This window comes from Thalassotalea fonticola, assembly GCF_032911225.1.
Lineage (GTDB): Bacteria > Pseudomonadota > Gammaproteobacteria > Enterobacterales > Alteromonadaceae > Thalassotalea_A > Thalassotalea_A fonticola.
In genome coordinates, this window is the sequence record NZ_CP136600.1 from 2470182 (window position 1) to 2489988 (window position 19807).

11 protein-coding genes are annotated in these 19807 nt (G+C 39.9%); 3 read left to right on the forward strand and 8 right to left on the reverse strand.

What is annotated here, in order from left to right; all coding sequences use genetic code 11:
- Window positions 1-53: 53 nt before the first annotated feature.
- Window positions 54-1406: an L-fucose:H+ symporter permease gene (fucP, locus tag RI844_RS09970; RefSeq protein ID WP_348394524.1), complete on the reverse strand. Its 1353-nt coding sequence runs from the start codon at window positions 1404-1406 to the stop codon at window positions 54-56.
- Between the two features lie 373 nt (window positions 1407-1779).
- On the opposite strand from fucP, the gene RI844_RS09975 reads away from it, so the two are divergent.
- Window positions 1780-3696, forward strand: coding sequence for an outer membrane protein assembly factor BamB family protein (locus RI844_RS09975; RefSeq protein WP_348394525.1), 1917 nt, complete (start codon window positions 1780-1782; stop codon window positions 3694-3696).
- Window positions 3697-3742: 46 nt separating this feature from the next.
- Here the strand turns inward: RI844_RS09975 and RI844_RS09980 are convergent, their stop codons facing one another.
- The 3 genes from RI844_RS09980 to RI844_RS09990 all read right to left on the reverse strand — a co-directional run bounded on the left by RI844_RS09980 (window position 3743) and on the right by RI844_RS09990 (window position 9512).
- Window positions 3743-4393 (reverse strand): c-type cytochrome, encoded by a 651-nt coding sequence (locus RI844_RS09980; protein ID WP_348394526.1) that lies wholly within the window; start codon window positions 4391-4393, stop codon window positions 3743-3745.
- A 74-nt stretch (window positions 4394-4467) separates the two neighbouring features.
- Window positions 4468-6048, reverse strand: a complete 1581-nt coding sequence (locus tag RI844_RS09985; RefSeq protein WP_348394527.1) for an alpha-L-fucosidase — start codon at window positions 6046-6048, stop codon at window positions 4468-4470.
- 116 nt (window positions 6049-6164) lie between these two features.
- Window positions 6165-9512 carry a CBM96 family carbohydrate-binding protein gene (locus tag RI844_RS09990; protein WP_348394528.1) on the reverse strand — a complete coding sequence of 1116 codons (3348 nt, stop codon included), beginning with the start codon at window positions 9510-9512 and terminating at the stop codon, window positions 6165-6167.
- Between the two features lie 312 nt (window positions 9513-9824).
- On the opposite strand from RI844_RS09990, the gene RI844_RS09995 reads away from it, so the two are divergent.
- Both RI844_RS09995 and RI844_RS10000 read left to right on the forward strand, forming a co-directional pair.
- On the forward strand, window positions 9825-11654 hold the full coding sequence (locus RI844_RS09995; protein WP_348394529.1) for an arylsulfatase: 1830 nt from the start codon (window positions 9825-9827) through the stop codon (window positions 11652-11654).
- Window positions 11651-12691, forward strand: a complete 1041-nt coding sequence (locus RI844_RS10000; RefSeq protein ID WP_348394530.1) for a glycoside hydrolase family 18 protein — start codon at window positions 11651-11653, stop codon at window positions 12689-12691. The genes RI844_RS09995 and RI844_RS10000 overlap by 4 nt, the downstream gene beginning before the upstream one ends.
- Before the next feature lie 34 nt (window positions 12692-12725).
- Here the strand turns inward: RI844_RS10000 and RI844_RS10005 are convergent, their stop codons facing one another.
- The 4 genes from RI844_RS10005 to RI844_RS10020 all read right to left on the reverse strand — a co-directional run bounded on the left by RI844_RS10005 (window position 12726) and on the right by RI844_RS10020 (window position 19796).
- On the reverse strand, window positions 12726-13241 hold the full coding sequence (locus RI844_RS10005) for a sulfatase family protein (RefSeq protein ID WP_348394531.1): 516 nt from the start codon (window positions 13239-13241) through the stop codon (window positions 12726-12728).
- A 195-nt stretch (window positions 13242-13436) separates the two neighbouring features.
- Entirely contained in the window at window positions 13437-15788 is a 2352-nt protein-coding gene (locus tag RI844_RS10010; protein WP_348394532.1) for a right-handed parallel beta-helix repeat-containing protein, read from the reverse strand.
- Window positions 15789-15885: 97 nt separating this feature from the next.
- A complete protein-coding gene (locus RI844_RS10015; RefSeq protein WP_348394533.1) occupies window positions 15886-18069 on the reverse strand; it encodes a right-handed parallel beta-helix repeat-containing protein in 2184 nt (727 codons plus the stop codon).
- A gap of 95 nt (window positions 18070-18164) precedes the next feature.
- Window positions 18165-19796 (reverse strand): sulfatase family protein, encoded by a 1632-nt coding sequence (locus tag RI844_RS10020; RefSeq protein WP_348394534.1) that lies wholly within the window; start codon window positions 19794-19796, stop codon window positions 18165-18167.
- Window positions 19797-19807: the final 11 nt, after the last annotated feature.

The window sequence follows — 19807 nt, forward strand, 5'->3', positions numbered from 1 at the left end:
TAGCTAGTCATTTATAGCAACAACTAGCTCCAGTAAATTATTGTTAATTGCAATTAAGCAATTCCAGCTTCTTCTTCTTTTTTATGAGCCACTAAGCCGTAGATGGCTACTATTACAAAACTGAATAATGGCATAACATAGCTTAGGTTTACTGAACTAGCATCAACGAGTAAGCCTTGCAGAGGAACCAAAATGGCGCCACCTACTATCGCCATTATGATGCCAGAACCACCAAGTTTTCTGTCTTCACCAACCCCGGTTAACCCTAGACCATAGATAGTTGGAAACATTAAAGACATACAGGCAGATATAGCCACCAAAGCATAACAGCCAACAGTGCCGCCAATAAAAATAACCACACAAGTCAATAACATGGCAATAAAGGCAATCGCTGATAATAAACGGGCTGGGTCAATAACTTTCATCAACGCGGTACAAATAAAGCGTGAAGCGATAAACAATACTAAGCCAACGATCATATAATCAGAGGCCGCCGATTCAGTAGTAATGCTTGGGTTGTTCGCTAAAATATATTTTACTGTGTAAGTCCAAACACCTATTTGACAACCAACAAAAAAGAACTGCGCTACGATTGCAGACAACCAGTTTTTATTTTTAATTAAACGTGAAAATGAAGCGCCTAAGCCTTCAAGTTTTTCTGCTGATTGCGCTTTAGGGAATTTTTTAAACAAAATGATTGCCCCTAAAATGAAGCTGATCACCCCGACGATTAAATAGGCAGAAACAACATTAGAAAGCTCCTGCGTTTGAATTGCCGCTAAGGCGTCTGAACTCATTGCCGCACGAGCATCGGCATCAGCACTATTTAGGCCGTCAAGAATAATAAATTTACCAAGAAACAAACCACAAATTGAACCTACCGGGTTAAAAGATTGTGCCAGGTTAATTCTGCGTGTAGCTGTTGCAGCTGGTCCCATGGTTAATATATATGGCGCTGCTACGGTTTCTAAAATCGCGCAGCCTGCCGCAAAAACGTAAAACGCCAATAAGAAAAAGTTAAAGCTCATCGCTATACTGGCTGGGTAACACAAAGCCGCACCCGCAGCATAAATAAATAATCCAATAATTACGCCCGTTTTATAACTGTATTTTTGAATTAGAAAAGCGGCTGGTAAAGCCATTAAAAAGTAAGCACCGTAAAAGGCCATTTGCACTAGCGATGATTGTGCTTGGCTCATACTTAGCACTTTTTGAAAAGAAGGCACTAATAAATCGGTCATATTATTTGCCGCGCCCCATAAAGCAAAACAAGCAGTGATTAATATAAAAGGGAGCATTAAGCCTTTACCAATAATTGCGCTAGATCCTTTGGTATCAGCTGAGGGAGTTATTTCATCAGCGGCATCAAAAGTGGAGGCATCAGCAGCCGTAGCTTGTGTATTCATTGTTTTTACCTTTTGTTAGTGTCATCGGTATTAATAAGCATCGGTGATTGTTAAACGACGCAACACAATTGTGACTTTTATTTATTTTAATCACAACACTACAATGTACTCATTATAATTGAAAGACACCACTACTCCAGATCTGGGGACATCCAAAACCGCACACTCACAAAAACAACGTAACCAATTGTTAATTAATGATTTATATGAAAAACAACAGTTATGTAAATTAACGTAAATGTGTATATACCAATGAGATTAAAGGTTAAATCTCTATTTTTCTTGTTTTTAATGCTTTCCCTGTGTTTATATATGTACATTATAAATAAAGAGTTAAGAATTCTAAATAAAACAATTTAAGCCAGAGGAAATAATGAAGCTAAAAGTCAGTAATATTGCCACATTGATAACTGTTACTTTACTTGGCGCTTGCCAGGAAAGTAGCAACGCTTTGCTGTCTACAGCGCAGGAAAAACCTAAATTTATTGACAGTGCAAAGCAATGGCCGATGTTTTCAGGACCAAATGGTACAGGACACATAAGTGGCGAATTTATCGCACCAATAAACTGGTCAGTAAGACAAGATCAAAACATTTTATGGAAAACAGAGTTACCAGCAGGTGGGCAAAGTGGTATTGCAGTTTGGGGCGACGATGTATTTTTCACTATTAATAAGCCATTAGATACACCCAAACATGCTCAACTGGTTGCTAATAATGAAGCAGCTGAAATAACTTATAAAAGCCAGTATCAGGAAGTAACTAACGCCATCAAAGCAGATAAAAGTTTACTGACTTTACTTGCTAAGCTAGCTGCAGCAGAGGAAATGTGGTCAGCAGCTATCGAACGGCTGAAATCAAAAAACAGCGATAATGTAAAACAGCAACGAGCCATTAAAAAACTAAAACGGGATAGTCCATTGTGGCAATCGGTTGCTGCTGCTGAAAAATCACGTGATGATTTTATTCATCAACAATCACCAGCATTATTAACCGCTTACAAACAATACCAAACGAGTCAAAAACAGCTAAAAGCGAAAGGATTAGGGAAAGATATTATCTTGTATTGCTTAAGTGCAAGCACAGGAACAGTAAAGTGGCAGCGCACTATTTCTGGTGTTATTGACACTATGTATAACTACTCATTTAGCGATGCGACTTCACCTACACCAATCACTGATGGTCAGCAAGTTTGGGTTGTTAATGCAACCGGCGGTATGGCAAGTTTTTCAATGACAGGTCAACAGCTTTGGTCGAGAAACTGGCAACCTACTACAGGGCGTCCATTTAATAAACAATACGATACTTTGTTATCGGGTGACTTGTTATTTAACGTTGAACCGCCGGTAAAAGGTGACACTAGCAGAAATCAACAATGGAATTATATTCACGCCATCAATAAATATACAGGTGAAACATCATGGGTAAGTAATGAGGCGTTAACACATTACAATACGCCGATGTTGGGTAAAACTAAATCAGGTGAATCTGCGGTTCTTATTGGTCGCGGTGGTCCACATGGCGTGCCTGAAAAAGCAGAAGGTTTAAGTCTGCTTGACCTTAATGGAAATGCTATTTGGAGTTGGCAAGCAGAGGATGATGGTTTAGTGCCATGGGGTGCAACCGACATTCAAATATGGAACAAAGACAAAGCACTATGGATTGCTGGCAAACAAGATTTGATGCTTTATACCATAGATGCTGAAACGGGTAAGAAGCAAAGTAAATATGACCTAAGTAACGTTGCACGCTACGTTTATGATCAACAAAATCAATCGCATAGATTGCAACCTGCTAAGCAAACCTCATTTGAGCGCCAACCCTATACAATCGTAATGGTTAATGATGCTGTATATTACATGGTGCGCTACGAGCCCTATATTGGTTATCTAAATTTAACCACTGGTCAGCATCTGCAATTAGAAGTTCCAACCGAAGTGAGTAGAATTAGTGGACAAGAAGATCAATTTATTTGGCAGAAAGCTCATAAAAATGATCAACTTAATTCAAAAGGACAACGTCATAACATTGAATCAAGAGCCCAAGGTGATGGCACTCAAAAAGCATTTTTAGCATCCCCTATTGTTGTTAATAATAAGGTATATTTCACCAATGCGCATGGCTTAACCTATGTAATTGATAGCGCTGTAGATTTTAATGAAAATGCATTAACGGCCGTTAATGATTTAGGCCAAACAGGAAAAACCTATTCATTAAGTTCAATGGCTCATGCGAACGGCGTGCTTTTTCAGCGTAGTTTGAAAGCGATTTACGCAATTAAAGCACCGTAATACCAATGTCTATAATGATCTAAACATTACGCAAACTGGTATAGGTTTATTTAAGTGAGGTAATATGGTGCGAAATAGCTTCGATATCTTGATCGGTTAATCGAATGGCTATTTTTTGCATCATCTGATTTTTGTCATTGCTGCGAATACCCGCTCTAAAATCTATTAATTGCTTAATAATATATTCATGCGTTTGCCCACTTAAGGCTGGAATATCTGCTGAATCGATACCTTTGCCATTTTTAACATGACAAGACATACATGCAGGTATTTGTCGTGCATCATCGCCTTTTTCGTAAAGTAACTTCCCAGAGATAGAGCCTTCACTTACATTAGCAAAGCGGCTTTGGTTGGAGAAATTTTCTGCATAGTTTTCAATCTCTAGCGTTGATAATTTATGGTTAACAATATTAACGTTTTCGATGATACGAGCGCCTATTGCTAAATCGTTTATTTGTTTTGTTATATACGAACGACCTTGCCCAGCAAGAAATCCGTTACTTGCGATAAAGTCTTCACCATTTGGGGTATGGCAACTGTTACAATTTTGATGAGTAACTGAACTGATTTGAACCGTTTTATCATTCAAATCAGGACTATATTTTTTCAGTAGAGAGCTTTGTTCGGCCGAAAAAGTGATATAACCATAAACAGCTAAGATACCTATTAAAGCCACGAAAGTTAGCTGCTTATTCATCTTTGGACCTATATTGTATTTTTGCCACTACAAGTCATTGGTGACTTTAGTGGCATTTTTCAGTTACGTTTAGGCTATTTTACTGCTTTGGCCTTGGTGATTTTTAAGGTATTCATGTAAACATTCGTTACGTCATTAATACCAAAGCTTGATAAATCAACTTCAATATTATTGCCTTTTTGCTGCCAATTAATTGCTTTATCGCTACCCAGCATTGTAATGGTAGAGCCTTTCGACAACTTAACATTTTTTACGGTAAGTTTGTCACCAGGCCACTTAGGCATAAAGGCAAACAAGGTATCACCTTTACGTGTGAAGTAGAGTTCTTTAACAGACTGTCCAGGACGAGGCATAATACTCATTTCAAAGATGGGGTCTGGCACACCGTGGTGAAAATCAGCCTTGGTATATTCTATGCGTTTACCAGCACTCCACTGTGCATCAGTATCCCAACGCTTAGTGCCATAAATAGCTTCGCCATTAACTTCTAACCACTTACCTACTTCAATCAAACGGTCTTCCATGATCACCGGAATACGGCCATCAGCAGTTGGGCCAATATCTAGTAGAAAGTTACCACCACGCGATACAATGTCAACTAGCATAAAGGTCAATAACTGGGATGAATTGTAGTCATCGTAGGTTTCAATGCGGTTTAAACCAAATGACTTACCAATACCGCGATTTTCTTCCCACAAAATACTTGGATCTTCAAAACCAGAGCCGTACTCGGTGGTCATATAACCCCCATGTTTACCACGCACTTTGCCCCAACGATCGTTGATAACCACTTCATCTTTGTTCGGTGCATTGTTGTAAAGCCAGGCCAACATCGGCTTAGTTTGCCACTTATCGTCGTCCATCCACCAATCGCCATCAGAGAAGATTACTGCCGGCTCATAATCGTTAACGATTTGTTTAAACTGTGGGTACATCACTTCATTAATGTATTTTTCACGACCTTCTTGTGGCAAATTTGCCTTGCGTTTAGGCCCAGTGGTCGGTTGCTCAGCTTCGGGCCAATAAGGATTAAACCAATCCCAGATAGAGTAGTACAAGCCCATTTTCAAGCCTTCATCGCGCACAGCATTTGTTAAGTCGCCGGTTAAATCGCGCTTAGGACCAGAATCAACACTATTCCAATGCATACCAAAGCTTTCGCTCGCTTCTTTTGAAGGGAATAAGGTGTAACCGTCGTGATGTTTTGAGGTTAATACCACATATTTGGCGCCAGAGCGTTTAAATACTTTAGCCCAGTGAGCAGGTTCAAATAACTCAGCCTTAAAATCTTTACGAAAATCAGCATATTCGACATCTTTACCGTAATGCTTGTTGTGAAACTCATTCACATCAGTGGAGCGACTAGTGGCAGCTGCATGCTTACCACTTTGATCGCCATCTTTGGCATGCCAGTACCATTCAGAGTAACTGCCGCGAGTTGAAAATGCCGGCACTGAATATAATCCCCAATGAATAAAAATGCCGAATTTTGCCTCACCAAACCATTGTGGGGTTTCTCTGCTATCTAGCGATTCCCAGGTAGGTTCATATTCTTTAGCTAATGCGCTACTAGACAGCGCACACGTTAGTAAGCTAGTGGTTAAGGCTGTAGCTTTGAACAAACTTTTAATAGTTTGATTAACAGGATTGATCATGTTTTTACTCACAAAATTGGTCTAAGATATTCTCGACACATTAGGTTTTTAGATAATAATTTGTTCGTTCTCTATTTTAATCGTGACTTATGCCACGCATTGTCCCATAGAGATATTTAGTTTTTACGCTTGATGCCGACTTTAAAGCAAAGAGTCAACAACAGTAGTAAGCCAAAATTAAATGAACCACCACTAGACTCTGGTTCTGGTTCTGGTTCCGGCTCTGGTTCTGGCTCTGGTTCTGGTTCTGGTTCTGGTTCTGGTTCTGGTTCTGGTTCAATGATTCCAGTTGCACTACCTTCTACAATCAATGAATCAAAAGAATTTTTACCGTTAATATCAACGGATTTAACCACATATTGGTAGGTAACATGGGCAGGCAGCGTAGAGTCTTCAAAAAATGCTTGTGTCAGTAGGCCTTCATTAAGTGGCGTAATAAAAAAATCTTCAACATTTTCACGACGATAGACATTATAGCCAACGACTTTTTCGTTCAGTTCATTATTCCAGGAAATAATAACCGTGCCGCCGCCTTTGGTTGCTTCTACCCCTGTTGGTGGGTTTGGTGGCGCGTTAGGATCTATTTGTTCTATTTCAACAACTAAGTAAGGCGTAAAGCCTCCCTCGCTGCTGGCAATATCTCTAAAAGATTGATGTTCTTGACGGCGTAGTGCAAAAGAGACCATACCTTGGCTAACATGTGATGTAACATCAAAGCCAGACCAACTGTCACTGCCTATATCATTGCTCGATAATAATTCACCATCAATCTCGGGGCGAGTATTATAGGTTAAAGTGTCTGCAACCCATTGATTATCACTCATCGAGTAAACTTCGATGCCATTTATTGATGAATTAGCATTGTCACGATATAGCCAGAGCGTTACCTTAATAATATTACCTATTGATGGCGTAACATTAAATTTCAGGTAAGCAATTTGCTCGTCTTGTCTATCTTCATCAAGAGGAGGTGTTCTAAGCTTTAATTTGTTAGAGCCTTCAAGCGCGCTATCGGGTTCGTTCGAATCAACATAAACATCAACTATCGCATCAAAGCTTTCACTCACAATCTCCAATGGCTTTTTCACGGTAAAGTTCCAAACTTTACCGGGTATGAATTCACCGCTGGTAACCTCAGTGTCTATGCGCCAAAAATATTGCTGATTTGGCGTTAATTCACCCGGGTTATATATATTTAATAAAGGGTCAGTTCGATAGTCTTTTTCTGCAAGCTCATCAGGACTAGTACCAAAATAAATTTTGTGACCTACTGCATCTCTTGCTGCTAACCACATGAGTTCAGCATCAGGGCGTGCAGTAGTGGTAGACAATCGAGGTACAGGGCTTAGAGCGATATCCTTTGCTTGATAGCCAGGGATCCAATAGTGCGTATCTGAATACTCATAAGCACCAATATCGGGTTTATCACCCAAAAAACCAGCCGTTATATCGACAGTACGCTCTTTTGCAGTATCTTCTTTGTCTTTAATAATGGTACCGGCTAAGTCTTGACCAGCATCAATCAGCTCTGAGTCTGCACGCGGTCTGAAATCAAAATTAAAAGGGTCTCTTAGTTGTGCCGCTGCGCTATCACCGTAATCAGTATGCTTATATCCATTCCAATTATTTTCATCGAGTCCTGTTAGGGCAAGGAAGCCGTGCCTATCACCTGAGATAGAATCAGCAATATTGTTAATGGTACGAGTGCCAGCGTTGCGTTCTTCTAATTCACTACCATTAGCTTCGTTGGAAGCAAGAATTTTAAACATGGTGTTATTTGGATCTCGCCCTAATACGGCAGTGTTATTGTAAACTTGGTGTTTATCACCCTTTATCATGCCGTGTCCTGGGGTATTCATACTCACTTCATGATGGTCAAGGCCATAATAGCCGTCATGACCATCCCAGCGCACAGCAGGTTTAAACGCATCGTGAACCCAAAGGTGGTGACGTTCAACGCCCCAGCTACCACCGGTGTCTTTTTCGCCAGCTTCCATCGCAGCACCGTCGCCACCGGCTGATTGCCAAGCCACTCCATCTTGCTGAAAGTAACCAAAGTGATAAGCACGTGAGTAATTAACGTCCACATTGCTTACTTTCGACATCACTTTTGAGCCATTGGTGTGAAAGGTGTTGCGCGATTGATAAGAATCACCAGAATTGCTATTCATCATCAATACCATTTGCGCCATGCCGGTAAAGCTCCAATGATGAAATAAATTATTGATGACATGGTTATTACCAAGTGGCGCAGAATTGCCTGTACCTTGCGCTTTTAGCATGTCGATGTAGCCGTCACTATAGGCCCATTCATTATTTTCAATTCGATAGTTGCTGCCCTTTAAAATAGTGGCACCTTCTTCAGTGCCTCCGCCCGCAGAGCCTGTTGGTACATAATGTTCACCTAACATACGGCGAAACCAGGAAGGGTAATAGAATTGATTATCTGCAAGAACTATATTATCGCACTCATTGCCCTTAATACATTTCAGTGTGGTGGCAAAAAACTGTAAGCCTTTAATGGTTAAATATTTACTGCCCGATAAATCTATGGCGTAAGATTGGGTTTTACCACGAATCCCCTTACCTGCCGGGTTTTGATTATCTTCAGGCCAAAGCCACACTTCACCGGTGTCTTTATCGTAATACCATTCTCCGGGTATATCCAAAGCGCCCTTGGCTTCCACCAGAAAATGACCTTTGCCTTTATCATGAGGATTATTGACCCCTTCATGGACAATGCTATTACTGCCAGCTTGGTGAGAGATAATTTTTCGTGAAAACTGGGTTTCGGAATGATAATTGAGAATGATAGAGCCGCCAGCAAAACTGCCAGGGTAATGTTCTAGGTTCTGGTAAAAACTGTTATTTTCTACCGTGCCGGTATTCGTCTCGGCGTCATAGTTCCATTGGTTAGCCATATGGCCCCAGGTACCATTAATGTCCCACCAGGTATTGGCTACTGGGGTAACACCATCCGCTTGTAAACGAATATCATCCATAGGATGACCTAAGGTCACATTCGGCCAGCGGGCAACTATGGCCATTTTATTGTCAACCCAAAGCTGCCAAATGTCTTTATTGATTGTTGTTTTAAAAATATTGCTGTTTTCTGCTAAAGCTTCCCAGGTAGTACCGCCTAAATCGGCCAATGGCTGAGAACCATCAATAATAACTTGTTCATCTTCAAAATTAGTAATCGTAATGGGTGAGCCTTGAGTACCACTTTTTCCAGCCGTAACAATAGTCTCTTCATGGTATCTGCCAGCACGTAAATAAATGGTATCACCGGCTTCGGCTATATTAATCGCGGTTTGAATGTTGGCAAAAGGCGCTTCTAAACTACCAAGATTATTATTGCTACCTCCCGGTTGTACGTACCACTGTGCAGCCAATACATTGGTAGAAGCACACAGCATCAATACACAAGCACTTCGTGTAGTTTTTTTGAAAGACTGACTCATTTATTTTCACCATCTTTATATTGATCATGCTTTGTCGAAAATACCTTGGTGATTAATTCACCAACCGTTAAGTTCCTCCACAATACAATAGTGAACATTATTTACAAAGGTTAACAATCGTAAAGTTATGTAAAGAATCATCTTTACATAAAAACAACATCCCCATCATCAGCCCCCCCCCAGCAAAGGTTCATGATTAAATGCTTTTTTTTATTACCTAGTCATCTGCCATTCACTTACTTGACCATAACGAATTTACAACTTAATGTTGATGACTATAATTTATACTAAACACACCCTGAGTTTATACAGTTGAAAATATCAGCACACTTTTATATCTTCATTGCGTTAACAGCATTGCTGTTGAATATAGAACAAGCTTATGCAACCCCTCTCGAGCAAGTTGTTACAAAACAACCCAACATAGTACTCGTGTTAACTGATGATCAAGGCTACGGTGATTTGTCGATTCATGGCAACCCGATAGTCAAGACTCCTGCAATAGATGCACTTGCCATCGAGAGCGTTAGTTTAACCAATTATCATGTTGCACCAACATGTTCACCAACCCGAGCGGGTTTGTTAACCGGTAAGTGGAATAATAGAGTCGGTGTTTGGCACACTATTATGGGCCGATCTTTATTAAGCACCAGTGAAAAGACCTTAGCAAACCTGCTGCAAGAAAATGGTTATCAAACTGCTATGTTTGGCAAGTGGCATTTAGGTGATAATTTCCCATACCGTCCACAAGATAGAGGCTTTGACTTGGCGTATTATCACGGCGCAGGCGGTGTAGGACAAACTCCTGATCACTGGGATAATGCCTATTTTAATGATGTATTTTCAAGAAACGGGGTAAAAGAACAAGCTAAAGGCTTTGTTACTGATGCATTGTTTAAAGAAGCCATCGAATATATTGATTCAGCCAAGCGCAGCGACAAACCATTCTTTACTTATATTAGTGCCAATGCACCTCATGGGCCAATGCACTCTCCGCAAGAGTATGCAGATATGTATGCCGATAAAAACATACCGGTTAAAGTACAGCACTTCTTTGGCATGATCAGTAATATTGATGATAATGTGGCAAAATTGCGTCGTTATTTAGATAAAGAAAACCTCGCCGACAATACCATCTTTATTTTTACCACAGATAATGGCACATCCACCGGTAGTACCGTATTTAATGCCAACATGCGTGGCCGTAAAAACAGTGAATATGATGGTGGCCACCGTGTACCGTTTTTCTTGCATTGGCCAAATGGTGATCTAGCACACAACAATAAGATAGACAGAATCACGTCCATGGTAGACGTTGTACCAACACTGCTCAACTTAGTTAATTCAAAACCTTTAACCGTTGAGTTTGACGGTACTGTGCTTACGCCATTACTTAAGGAGCCTGAATTACAAGAATGGCCTGCCCGCACCTTATTTACTGACTCACAACGAATACTTAATCCAATTAAGTGGCGTAAAAGTGCGGTAATGACAGACAAATGGCGTTTAATAAATGGTAAAGAGTTATATGACATTAAAGCAGATCCAAGCCAGTCAAATGACATATCAGCAAGCAATATTGAAACAGTTAACCTATTAAGAGCAGCTTATGATAATTGGTGGCAAGATATTAGCCTTAATTTTGACTCTCCTGCCGCAATTCCCGTAGGTAACCCTCTCGCCAATCCTGTGCAATTAACTAGCCATGACTGGTTAGGTGATAATGCGCAAGTACCATGGCAACAAAGCCAAATAAGACAAGCTATTCGTGAAAAAGACGGTAAGCACAAAGGCTATTGGTATATAGACATTGAAACTGCAGGTATGTATAGCTTTGAGCTTCGTCGCTGGCCTAAAGAAGTTGACCTAGAAATTGCTAAAGGTATGCCTGCAGCCCCAGCATCTACCGGGCAAAAAGCCTTTCGAGAAACTAAAGGGCAAGCATTTCATGCTATTAAAGCCAGGATGAAGATAGGTGATAAATCTTATCAAACAGATGTTAACTCAACAGATAAACATGCCCTATTCACCCTTAAACTGAACAAGGGAAAAAATAAACTGTTTGCTAGTTTTATTAATAAAGAAAGCGAAGAACTAGGTGCATATTACTTAATAATTTCAAAATTAAAGGAACAGCTATGATGAAAGTAAAATTACTATTTTTAATAATGTGTGCGCTGTCTAGTATTAACGTACAGGCAGCAAAGGATGACTCATTACCCATTGTTGCATTTTGGTTTAACGGTGGATGGGGTCATTATGATCCGCAAGCAATAGCATACCTCGATGAAGTCATTATTTTTGCTGTAGCGCCGCAGCCTAAAACAGGTGAAATCAATATTGTTTCTGTTGATCAACAAACAGGCAACGTAAATTATCGACGTAAAAGTGGTATTGGTCTAACAACCGAAATGATTAATACCCTAGTAACTGATGCTAAAAAACATAAAGTGAAAACAACCCTTGGCATTAATGCCATGGGCAAAAAAGAAGTGAACTTTAATCAACTAGTACGTAATAACAAACACACTGAATTTGCCAAGAACATCCGCGACCTGTGTCTTAAACACGGTATTAGCGGGGTAGACGTTGATTATGAACACCCAGCAAACGATGAAGATGTTGCGTTATTGGCTAAGCTTTTTACCGCATTAAATAACGAATTAAAGCCTGAAGGAATAACTGTGTCGGGTGCTTTTGGAGTAAAGCGAAAGTTTAGCCGTAAATTTTTGGAAATGCATCATGGCCTTTTAGATCAAATTAACATTATGAACTACACCAACTCAACTGAGCAGTTTAAAACAGGCTTAAGTGCGCTGGTTAATGACCATAAAGTACCGAAAGAGAAAATTTATGGTGGTTTTGGCTTTTATGCAAAAGAAATTAACAAGCGTGAAGGAAAAGAAAGAGCTTCAGTAGATTATCGCGACCTTATTAACACGGTTACGGTAACCGGTAAAGAAGAGGTGTTTAAAATGCCAGCCGCAGATGATCCTAATTATACGATGACACTAAAATACAATAACAGTGACAAAAGTGTTGCTGAAAAATTTGAGTTTTTAAAAGCAAATGGTTATGGCGGCGCGATGATATGGGCGCTTAATCATGATGTTCCGGTAAGCGACCCTCGTTCTCGAATACGCTTTTTTCGTAACTTAGCAGGTAAGAGAATATTGTAATTTAACATAAGTCAGCTCGCTGGTATGCAATGCTTCAAGTTACTGGTTCCAAGATAGATACCGCTGACTCTGTAACAAAAGAAGTATCATAAGCAGGACATGATGACGGCAAATAGTTTTCTTTCGGTTTACGTTTTGGCCCTTTGGCAGAAACCGTTTCGCTCAATGTGCCTAAATGCCACTTACCAAAGTGGCCGGTGTTGTAGCCTTTCTGTTTTAATATTTCAGCGATGGTAATTTCTTGCTTGGGCAAGTGGCCAACATTGGCGGTATAAATACCGTAGCGAAAATAATGGCGCCCGGTAAGGTAGGTACCTCTGGTTGGCGAACAAACCGGCCCGCCGGCATGGAAATTTGTCATCACCGCTCCTTGTTTTGCCATTAAATCGAGCGACGGGGTTTTGATAATTTCGTTACCGTTAAAGCCGGTATCGCCGTAACCTAGATCATCGGCCATCATTAACACTATGTTGGGCAAAGGTTGCTCGGTTTGTGCTAATACTGAATGCGATAAAGACAATATTACTAAGCAACATAGAAATTTGTTCATTAATATTTCCTGTATATAATTATTCTCTGGAGTTAAAAACTTAAAGCCGTTTTCAAAATGGATGTTGTATATGTCATGATCACACGGACGTGAATGAATGACCCATGGCAGTTTGCATTCCATCATCCATGAAGTAAAAAAAGGCCGTGATTTGAATGAAATCACGGCCTTTATTTGATGAACGATTAGTTCAGTCTAATGCACATTAGCTTGAACACCTTCAAGGCCACCATGAAGTAGAGTTTCTCCGCCCCATTGCATAGTGTCTCGATCCAGCTTTAATAAATGCTCAGGATAGTCTTTGGTTATACCAAAAGAGTCCATGCTTACATCAAATGGTTTAAAACCTGATTTAAGCGCTTGTGCATTATCAACTAATCGATAGTCTTTATTGGCAATATCAACAAACTGCTGTTGTTCAGTAGTGATAGAGTTAGCTTCAACGCCATTGGCTTGATGTTTTTTCAAAAAGTCATCGGCGCCAGCAAAAGCATAAGTATTATTGTCTAGCAAGTATTCGTATGGAATAGGTTTTGTGCCTTTTTTAGTGGCAAAGAACTCTGTGGTATTCCATAAGTTTCTTGCGCCATACGGTGGGCGTCGACCTTTAGTAAAGATATTGTGCTGAATAATTGAACCTGGTTTGAAGTACTGACGCGGGAATGCACGCATACGAATGGCTTCACCATTAGTATTAATAAATATATTATTGGTAATGTGGTTATAATCTTTATGTACTATACCGGTTCCGGCATTTTCAAAAATGTTTTGCGTAGTTGTCGTGCCACGTTGCCAGTCATCGGTACGGGCGCCGATATAATCAACATCATAAACATAGTTATGACGGATAATATTACCTTCACCAGCACCCGAGATATTAAGTGATGCACCATCATGTAATTGCAACAAAGTTTTGGTTACCTTGTTATTTTCAATGATGTTGTTTTTGCTGTGAAGATACGGCATAAAGTGCGCTTGCGTATCATCACTCCATTCCACATCTAAGTCCATTTCATTCCAACGGATAGTTTTTGCTGCTTCATCAAAGTCTTCATGTTTTTTCATTAAGATTTGTACACGCGGGCTGGCGACACCTACAGCCTTACGAGGAACATGATGGATCCAGTTATTTGAAATGGTATTGCTGCCACTTTGCCAAGCAAAAACTGCATGGCCGTGCCAGATAATTTCGCCAACGTGATGAATAATATTGTTCGTAACAGTATTGTGATGGTTAACGTCTTTAGTACCAGGACCATAACCCGCCAATAACACGCCCATATGACCAACATAATCAATCAAGTTTTTCTCAATAGTGATCTTTTGCGCATGTAAGTCTAAACGAATGGCAGAACCTGCAGAGTTGGTAAAGTGGCTACCAGTTACTAACATATTTTCAGCACCGCGAAAACGCAACATAGCATTGCCAGTATCAAACGTATCCCAGTCATGCTGAATACCCCAACCTTTTTGCTCTTTATGCCAAGTAGAACGTTTCGCCTGGGTAAAAGTAAGACCTTCAAAGCTGATGTTTTTCACTGGCTGATCAACAGGACCATCATAATCAATTTCACCTTCTACACGTACTAACTCTTTTAATTGTGGGATAGTAATGTCGTGCGGTTTTTGATCATCATGTGGCCAATAATAAAGTTTTCCCGTTAAGCTATTGTGTGCCCACTCACCAGCATCATCAATAAAGTCAACGGCATTCTCGATCACTGCCCAAGGACCATTTTGAGAAAATGCAGGTGCGTTCGCTTCAAACTTTAAGGTCAATAACTTCTCATTCAAGTCAATTGACTCTAAAGGAATAAAGTTAAGTGCCCAAGGTACCGGGTTAAAAAACACTTCGATATCATCAAGATTTTTCCAGTCACGAATAGGTGCACCTTCAACATAGCGAATTTCACGTAGTAAATGGCGGTCTTTTTTATGCATAACATTACGAGAATCGGCGATTTCATAGCCGGTAGGTTTAACCCCATCAAAGCGGTCACTGCGAGCACGAATTAGGCGTTTATCACCGGCAAATAATGCAGTGAAACGGCCATACTCTTCACGAGTTACATCAGCAACCCAAACCTTACCTTTGGCGACTTCCGGCAAACCTTCAACTTCGGTGGTGAGTTTGCTCCAATCTTTAACGGCTTTACCACTTGAAATAACCGGTGTTTCATTTTCTACAGCGCGGTAGTGAACAAATGCTTCGCCCTGACCACCATCTTGACGGTTTAACACTAGCGTTTGCTCTAATGCGTAGATACCGCCAGCTAGCCAAACAATGATATCTTGCTGGCGCTTTGATGCGTCTAAAGCCCGAATAGCATCACGTGCAGCTTGAATGCTGGCAAAAGGAGAGGCTTGCGTACCAGCATTTCCTACGTTCCCTTGAGGTGAGACATAAAATTCAAGCGCTTGACTTTGTTGTTGGTTAGACTCAACAACAAGCGTTTGCTCTGTTGATTGTTCACCACAAGCAGATAACGCCAAGGTGCAACACGTTGCCACCATAAATGCGCTTCGATTGAGATATTTTTTCATCATAAGTTTTCCAATTTGACCTTGTTAAACACTTTCTTATATTATTCTGTTAACGGTTTTTCACTAATAGTAATGCAAAACCGATTAACCTTACGTTGCATTACTCAGAGTTATTCGTTTTATCTTCTACACTAAATTGCCACACATCACCTTTTATCACTTTATCTGCACGAACTGCATCTACTCGCCAGTAATACGTCTTTCCGTTTTCAAGCGATTTAGGTGTAAATATATTATGTGAAAATTCACCTTGATAAAGAGCTGATGTACTAGTTGCTGATTTAACCGCATTTTCATCATCACCAAAGTACACTTGATGAATTGATGCTTGGTAGCCAAAGAGCCACATTAAATCAGCATCAAGCTTCACTTTAACCGCAGCTAATGGCGGCACTGGTTTAGATGCCTTTTCTGCTTGATGTCCTGGGATCCAGTAATCTTCGGCACCAAACTCATAAGGGCCAATATCTGGCGCTTTACCGAGGAAATAATTTATTTTATCTTTGATCACTACCCCTGCATCCACCAAATCAGAATCGGCTTTAGGGCGAAAATCCAAATTATCAGGATCTCTTAATTGTGTGCGTACATCTTTGCCTAAGGTTACGCCGTCCCAGTTATGATCAACAATGCCAGGGACTGGATATTTTTTGCGAGGCTTGGTTCTGTTACCTGAAAATTTGTTACTTATATTGTTGCGGGTAATGGTTTTAAGATTATGCCCTTGAATAACTTTGTTACTGCTAACAATTAAGTCATTCAAATGGCTACCAAAGCTTAAATTATTAAAAACAAAGTGATTATCGCCTTTAAAATAAATACGGTCGGTATTCCAGGCAACATTGTTAAACACATGCCCATTGTTTCCATAAGGGGCATTGGGCGTATTTTTATTATCAAAGCGAATGCCTTGTTTTACACTGTCGTGAACCCAGTTGTAACGCACTATGCCATTAGGTTGCTGCTTAACACTTAACTGCACCATCGAACCATCATTTTGCAAATGACCAGAGTCAGATAAGTCATTTAATTCAATACGGTTTCTTACACCAGCTTTAAATAACTCTGAACACCCCGTGGTATGAATTGTATTTCGACGAAATACAAGCTCTTTAGCATTCATCATATTTAAGGTGAAACCACCTTTGTGGGTACAGCTATAATCGATGTCATGCATGTAACAGTTTTCGACTAAATTACCTGTACCGTTCATTTCAATTGCAGGGCCATCGGTATAAGCTATTTTACAATTTTGCAGCTGATAATTGGCTAGATCATGCTCTTTTTTTACCAGCATTTTAGTAACATCAATAGTCGAAGCGTCACCTAACATGCGTTTAGAATAAGACGGGTACATTAACTCGCTATCTGCAACTTTAATGAAACTACTGCGACTTACATCGAACGTAGTGGCGAAAAAATTTATACCTTCTAAATTAATGTGGCTAGAACGTTTAATAATGAATGCGTAGCTTTGCACTTTACCGCGAACATTTAATGTATCAGGACTTACCCCATTTTCAGCCCAAAGATAAAGCTGATTTGTTTCAGGATCAAAAAACCACTCATTCTCTTCATCCAGCAAGGCGAGTTTTCCTTCCAGAAAATACCCTTGGCGATGAATTTTTCCTTTATAACTAAAGTGCTCATTAGCGCCTTTAGTATCGTATGAAAAATGATCTTGGCCTTTTTTATGTTCAGTGACTTTTTTCTGATAGGTTTTGAATGACCCGGAATTAACGATGGCGATAGCACCAGTTAAATCAGTCTCTAATTCTGCTAGCTCTTTGTTATAGTGGGTACCGAATTTACCTTTGCTTTTTTCAGGCCACATCATTGACTGTTTTTTATCCCACACCGAGCGATCGTACCAATTACCATTGGGCCAACGCGCCGAAGTCATGCTCTTATCATTAACAAACAATTGCCAAATGGGCTGCTCTAGTTTGGTTTGATATATGTCACCTTGATATTTTGTCCATTGATTGTTAATTGCAATGGTACCTTCTAACGTTACTTTTTCGTCTTGATAAGCCTTAAATGTATATGGTTTTTCTTCCTCACCATTAACCCCTGATAGTGTGACTTGCTCAAAGTAGTTACCACCTCGAATATAGGTAACATCACCGGCATCCATTTTATCTGCAGCATATTGAATGTGCTTAAATGGGCTATCTATAGAGCCATCATTGTCATCATTACCATTGGTGGCAACAAAGTATTGACTAGCAAATGCCGGTAATACAACGGCAAAATTAACTAGTAAGGCAAATAAGTGTTTCATAATTTTTCCACTACTCTATTTATTTTATAAATAGATAAAAGATAAAGATAAAAAGGCGTAGTGAACACGCAAGTACGCCTGTTAAAGGTAAAGTTTTACTGGTTCCAGTGCTGAGCTTTTACAGCCATAAGGGCAGGATAAACTTCATCATTATCACCAATTTCATTTTTCAATTGGCTTAATACTTGTTTCAACTCTGCTTTTAATGGTGCGCTTTTACTGTCTGGATACAAGTTAGTCATTTCTTTAGGATCATTTTCTAGATCATAAAGCTCCCAATATGGCGGCGTTGCAGCAGGCATTGCGCCATTAGAATCAAGCGGTAAACCGTAGAAAAATGCTAGTTTATGAGTCTTGGTGCGAACCCCATAATGCGCAGGAACATAATGGTGAGCCATATGCAGCCAATAACGATAATAAATTGCATCTCTACCTTTTGCCTGCTCAGGGTCAAGTAACGCTGATTTAAAACTTTGCCCTTGCATAGTTTTAGGTGCGGTAACGCCAGCAACATCAAGCAAAGTTGGCGCGATATCTAAATTTAAAAACAACTCATCGGTAGTTTTTCCTGCCGCTTTGTTACCTGTTGAGTGCGCTTGTGGATAGCGAACAACAAACGGCATTTGGATTGATTCTTCGTAAATCCAACGCTTGTCGTAATAATCGTGCTCGCCTAACATCATGCCTTGATCTGAGGTATATATAACTATGGTATCTTCTGCTAAGCCATTTTCATCAAGGTAATCAAGTACGCGTCCAACATTTTCATCAACTGCTTTTACCGTACGTAAATATTCTTTTAGGTATTTTTGATAAGCCGCTGAAACCACAGTATTCCAATCATAACTGTCTAATTTAAGCTTACCTGTTGGCCAAGTTTCATCTAACATTCGAGTGACTAAGCCTCGACCTTCCATGCGGCGAGAAACAGAAGAGCCAAATTGTTGACCGGCTTTGCCATCAATAATTACGGCATCTGTTGGGCCATGTTTACCTCGATTATATAAACTGTCAGGCTCTGGGATATGTACATCTGCAAGGAAGTTTTCGTGACGTTTAGCTGGCTCCCACAAACCATGTGGAGCTTTATGATGGATCATCAACATGAATGGCTTTTCTTGATCGCGTTTATTCAACCAATTAATGCCAACATCGGTAATTACATCCGTTACATAACCAGAGTAAACATCTCCGCCCTTTTGGCCATTTTGCCATTTTTTACCAATTTCTTTTAGCTTTGGCTCAAAATAATCGCCCTGGTTTGGCAATACGTTGTAATAATCAAAACCAGACGGCTCGGTTTTTAAATGCCACTTACCAACAATAGCTGTTTGATAGCCAGCATTCTTAAGTTGTTTCGCTACATTGTCTTTGTTGCGATCCATCGGATCAGCCAACGTTCTAACACCATTTGTATGGCTATATTGACCAGTTAATATTGCTGCCCTGCTAGGAGTACAAATAGAATTGTTGGCATACATACCATCAAATCTAACGCCTTCATTTGCTAACCTATCAATATTAGGTGTTTTAAACACCTTTGATAAGCGACCTTGATAACTTGATACCGCGTTAGCAGCATGGTCATCAGACATAATAAAAATAATATTCGGTTGTTTCGCGAATACATTAGTAGAGAATACTGTGCCACATACGATTGAAGCCAATGTAGTAAACTTGAGGCTTGCTTGAAATGTGTTTTTAATTTTTGTGCTGAACTTCATCATAGTAATTCCAA

Excerpts from the sequence above, each read along its gene's own strand:
- RI844_RS10020 (WP_348394534.1), bottom strand. The coding sequence starts at position 19,796 with ATGATGAAGTTCAGCACAAAAATTAAAAACACATTTCAAGCAAGCCTC.
- RI844_RS10000 (WP_348394530.1), top strand. The coding sequence starts at position 11,651 with ATGATGAAAGTAAAATTACTATTTTTAATAATGTGTGCGCTGTCTAGT.
- fucP (WP_348394524.1), bottom strand. The coding sequence starts at position 1,406 with ATGAATACACAAGCTACGGCTGCTGATGCCTCCACTTTTGATGCCGCT.
- RI844_RS09980 (WP_348394526.1), bottom strand. The coding sequence starts at position 4,393 with ATGAATAAGCAGCTAACTTTCGTGGCTTTAATAGGTATCTTAGCTGTT.
- RI844_RS09990 (WP_348394528.1), bottom strand. The coding sequence starts at position 9,512 with ATGAGTCAGTCTTTCAAAAAAACTACACGAAGTGCTTGTGTATTGATG.
- RI844_RS09975 (WP_348394525.1), top strand. The coding sequence starts at position 1,780 with ATGAAGCTAAAAGTCAGTAATATTGCCACATTGATAACTGTTACTTTA.
- RI844_RS09985 (WP_348394527.1), bottom strand. The coding sequence starts at position 6,048 with ATGATCAATCCTGTTAATCAAACTATTAAAAGTTTGTTCAAAGCTACA.
- RI844_RS10010 (WP_348394532.1), bottom strand. The coding sequence starts at position 15,788 with ATGATGAAAAAATATCTCAATCGAAGCGCATTTATGGTGGCAACGTGT.
- RI844_RS10005 (WP_348394531.1), bottom strand. The coding sequence starts at position 13,241 with ATGAACAAATTTCTATGTTGCTTAGTAATATTGTCTTTATCGCATTCA.
- RI844_RS10015 (WP_348394533.1), bottom strand. The coding sequence starts at position 18,069 with ATGAAACACTTATTTGCCTTACTAGTTAATTTTGCCGTTGTATTACCG.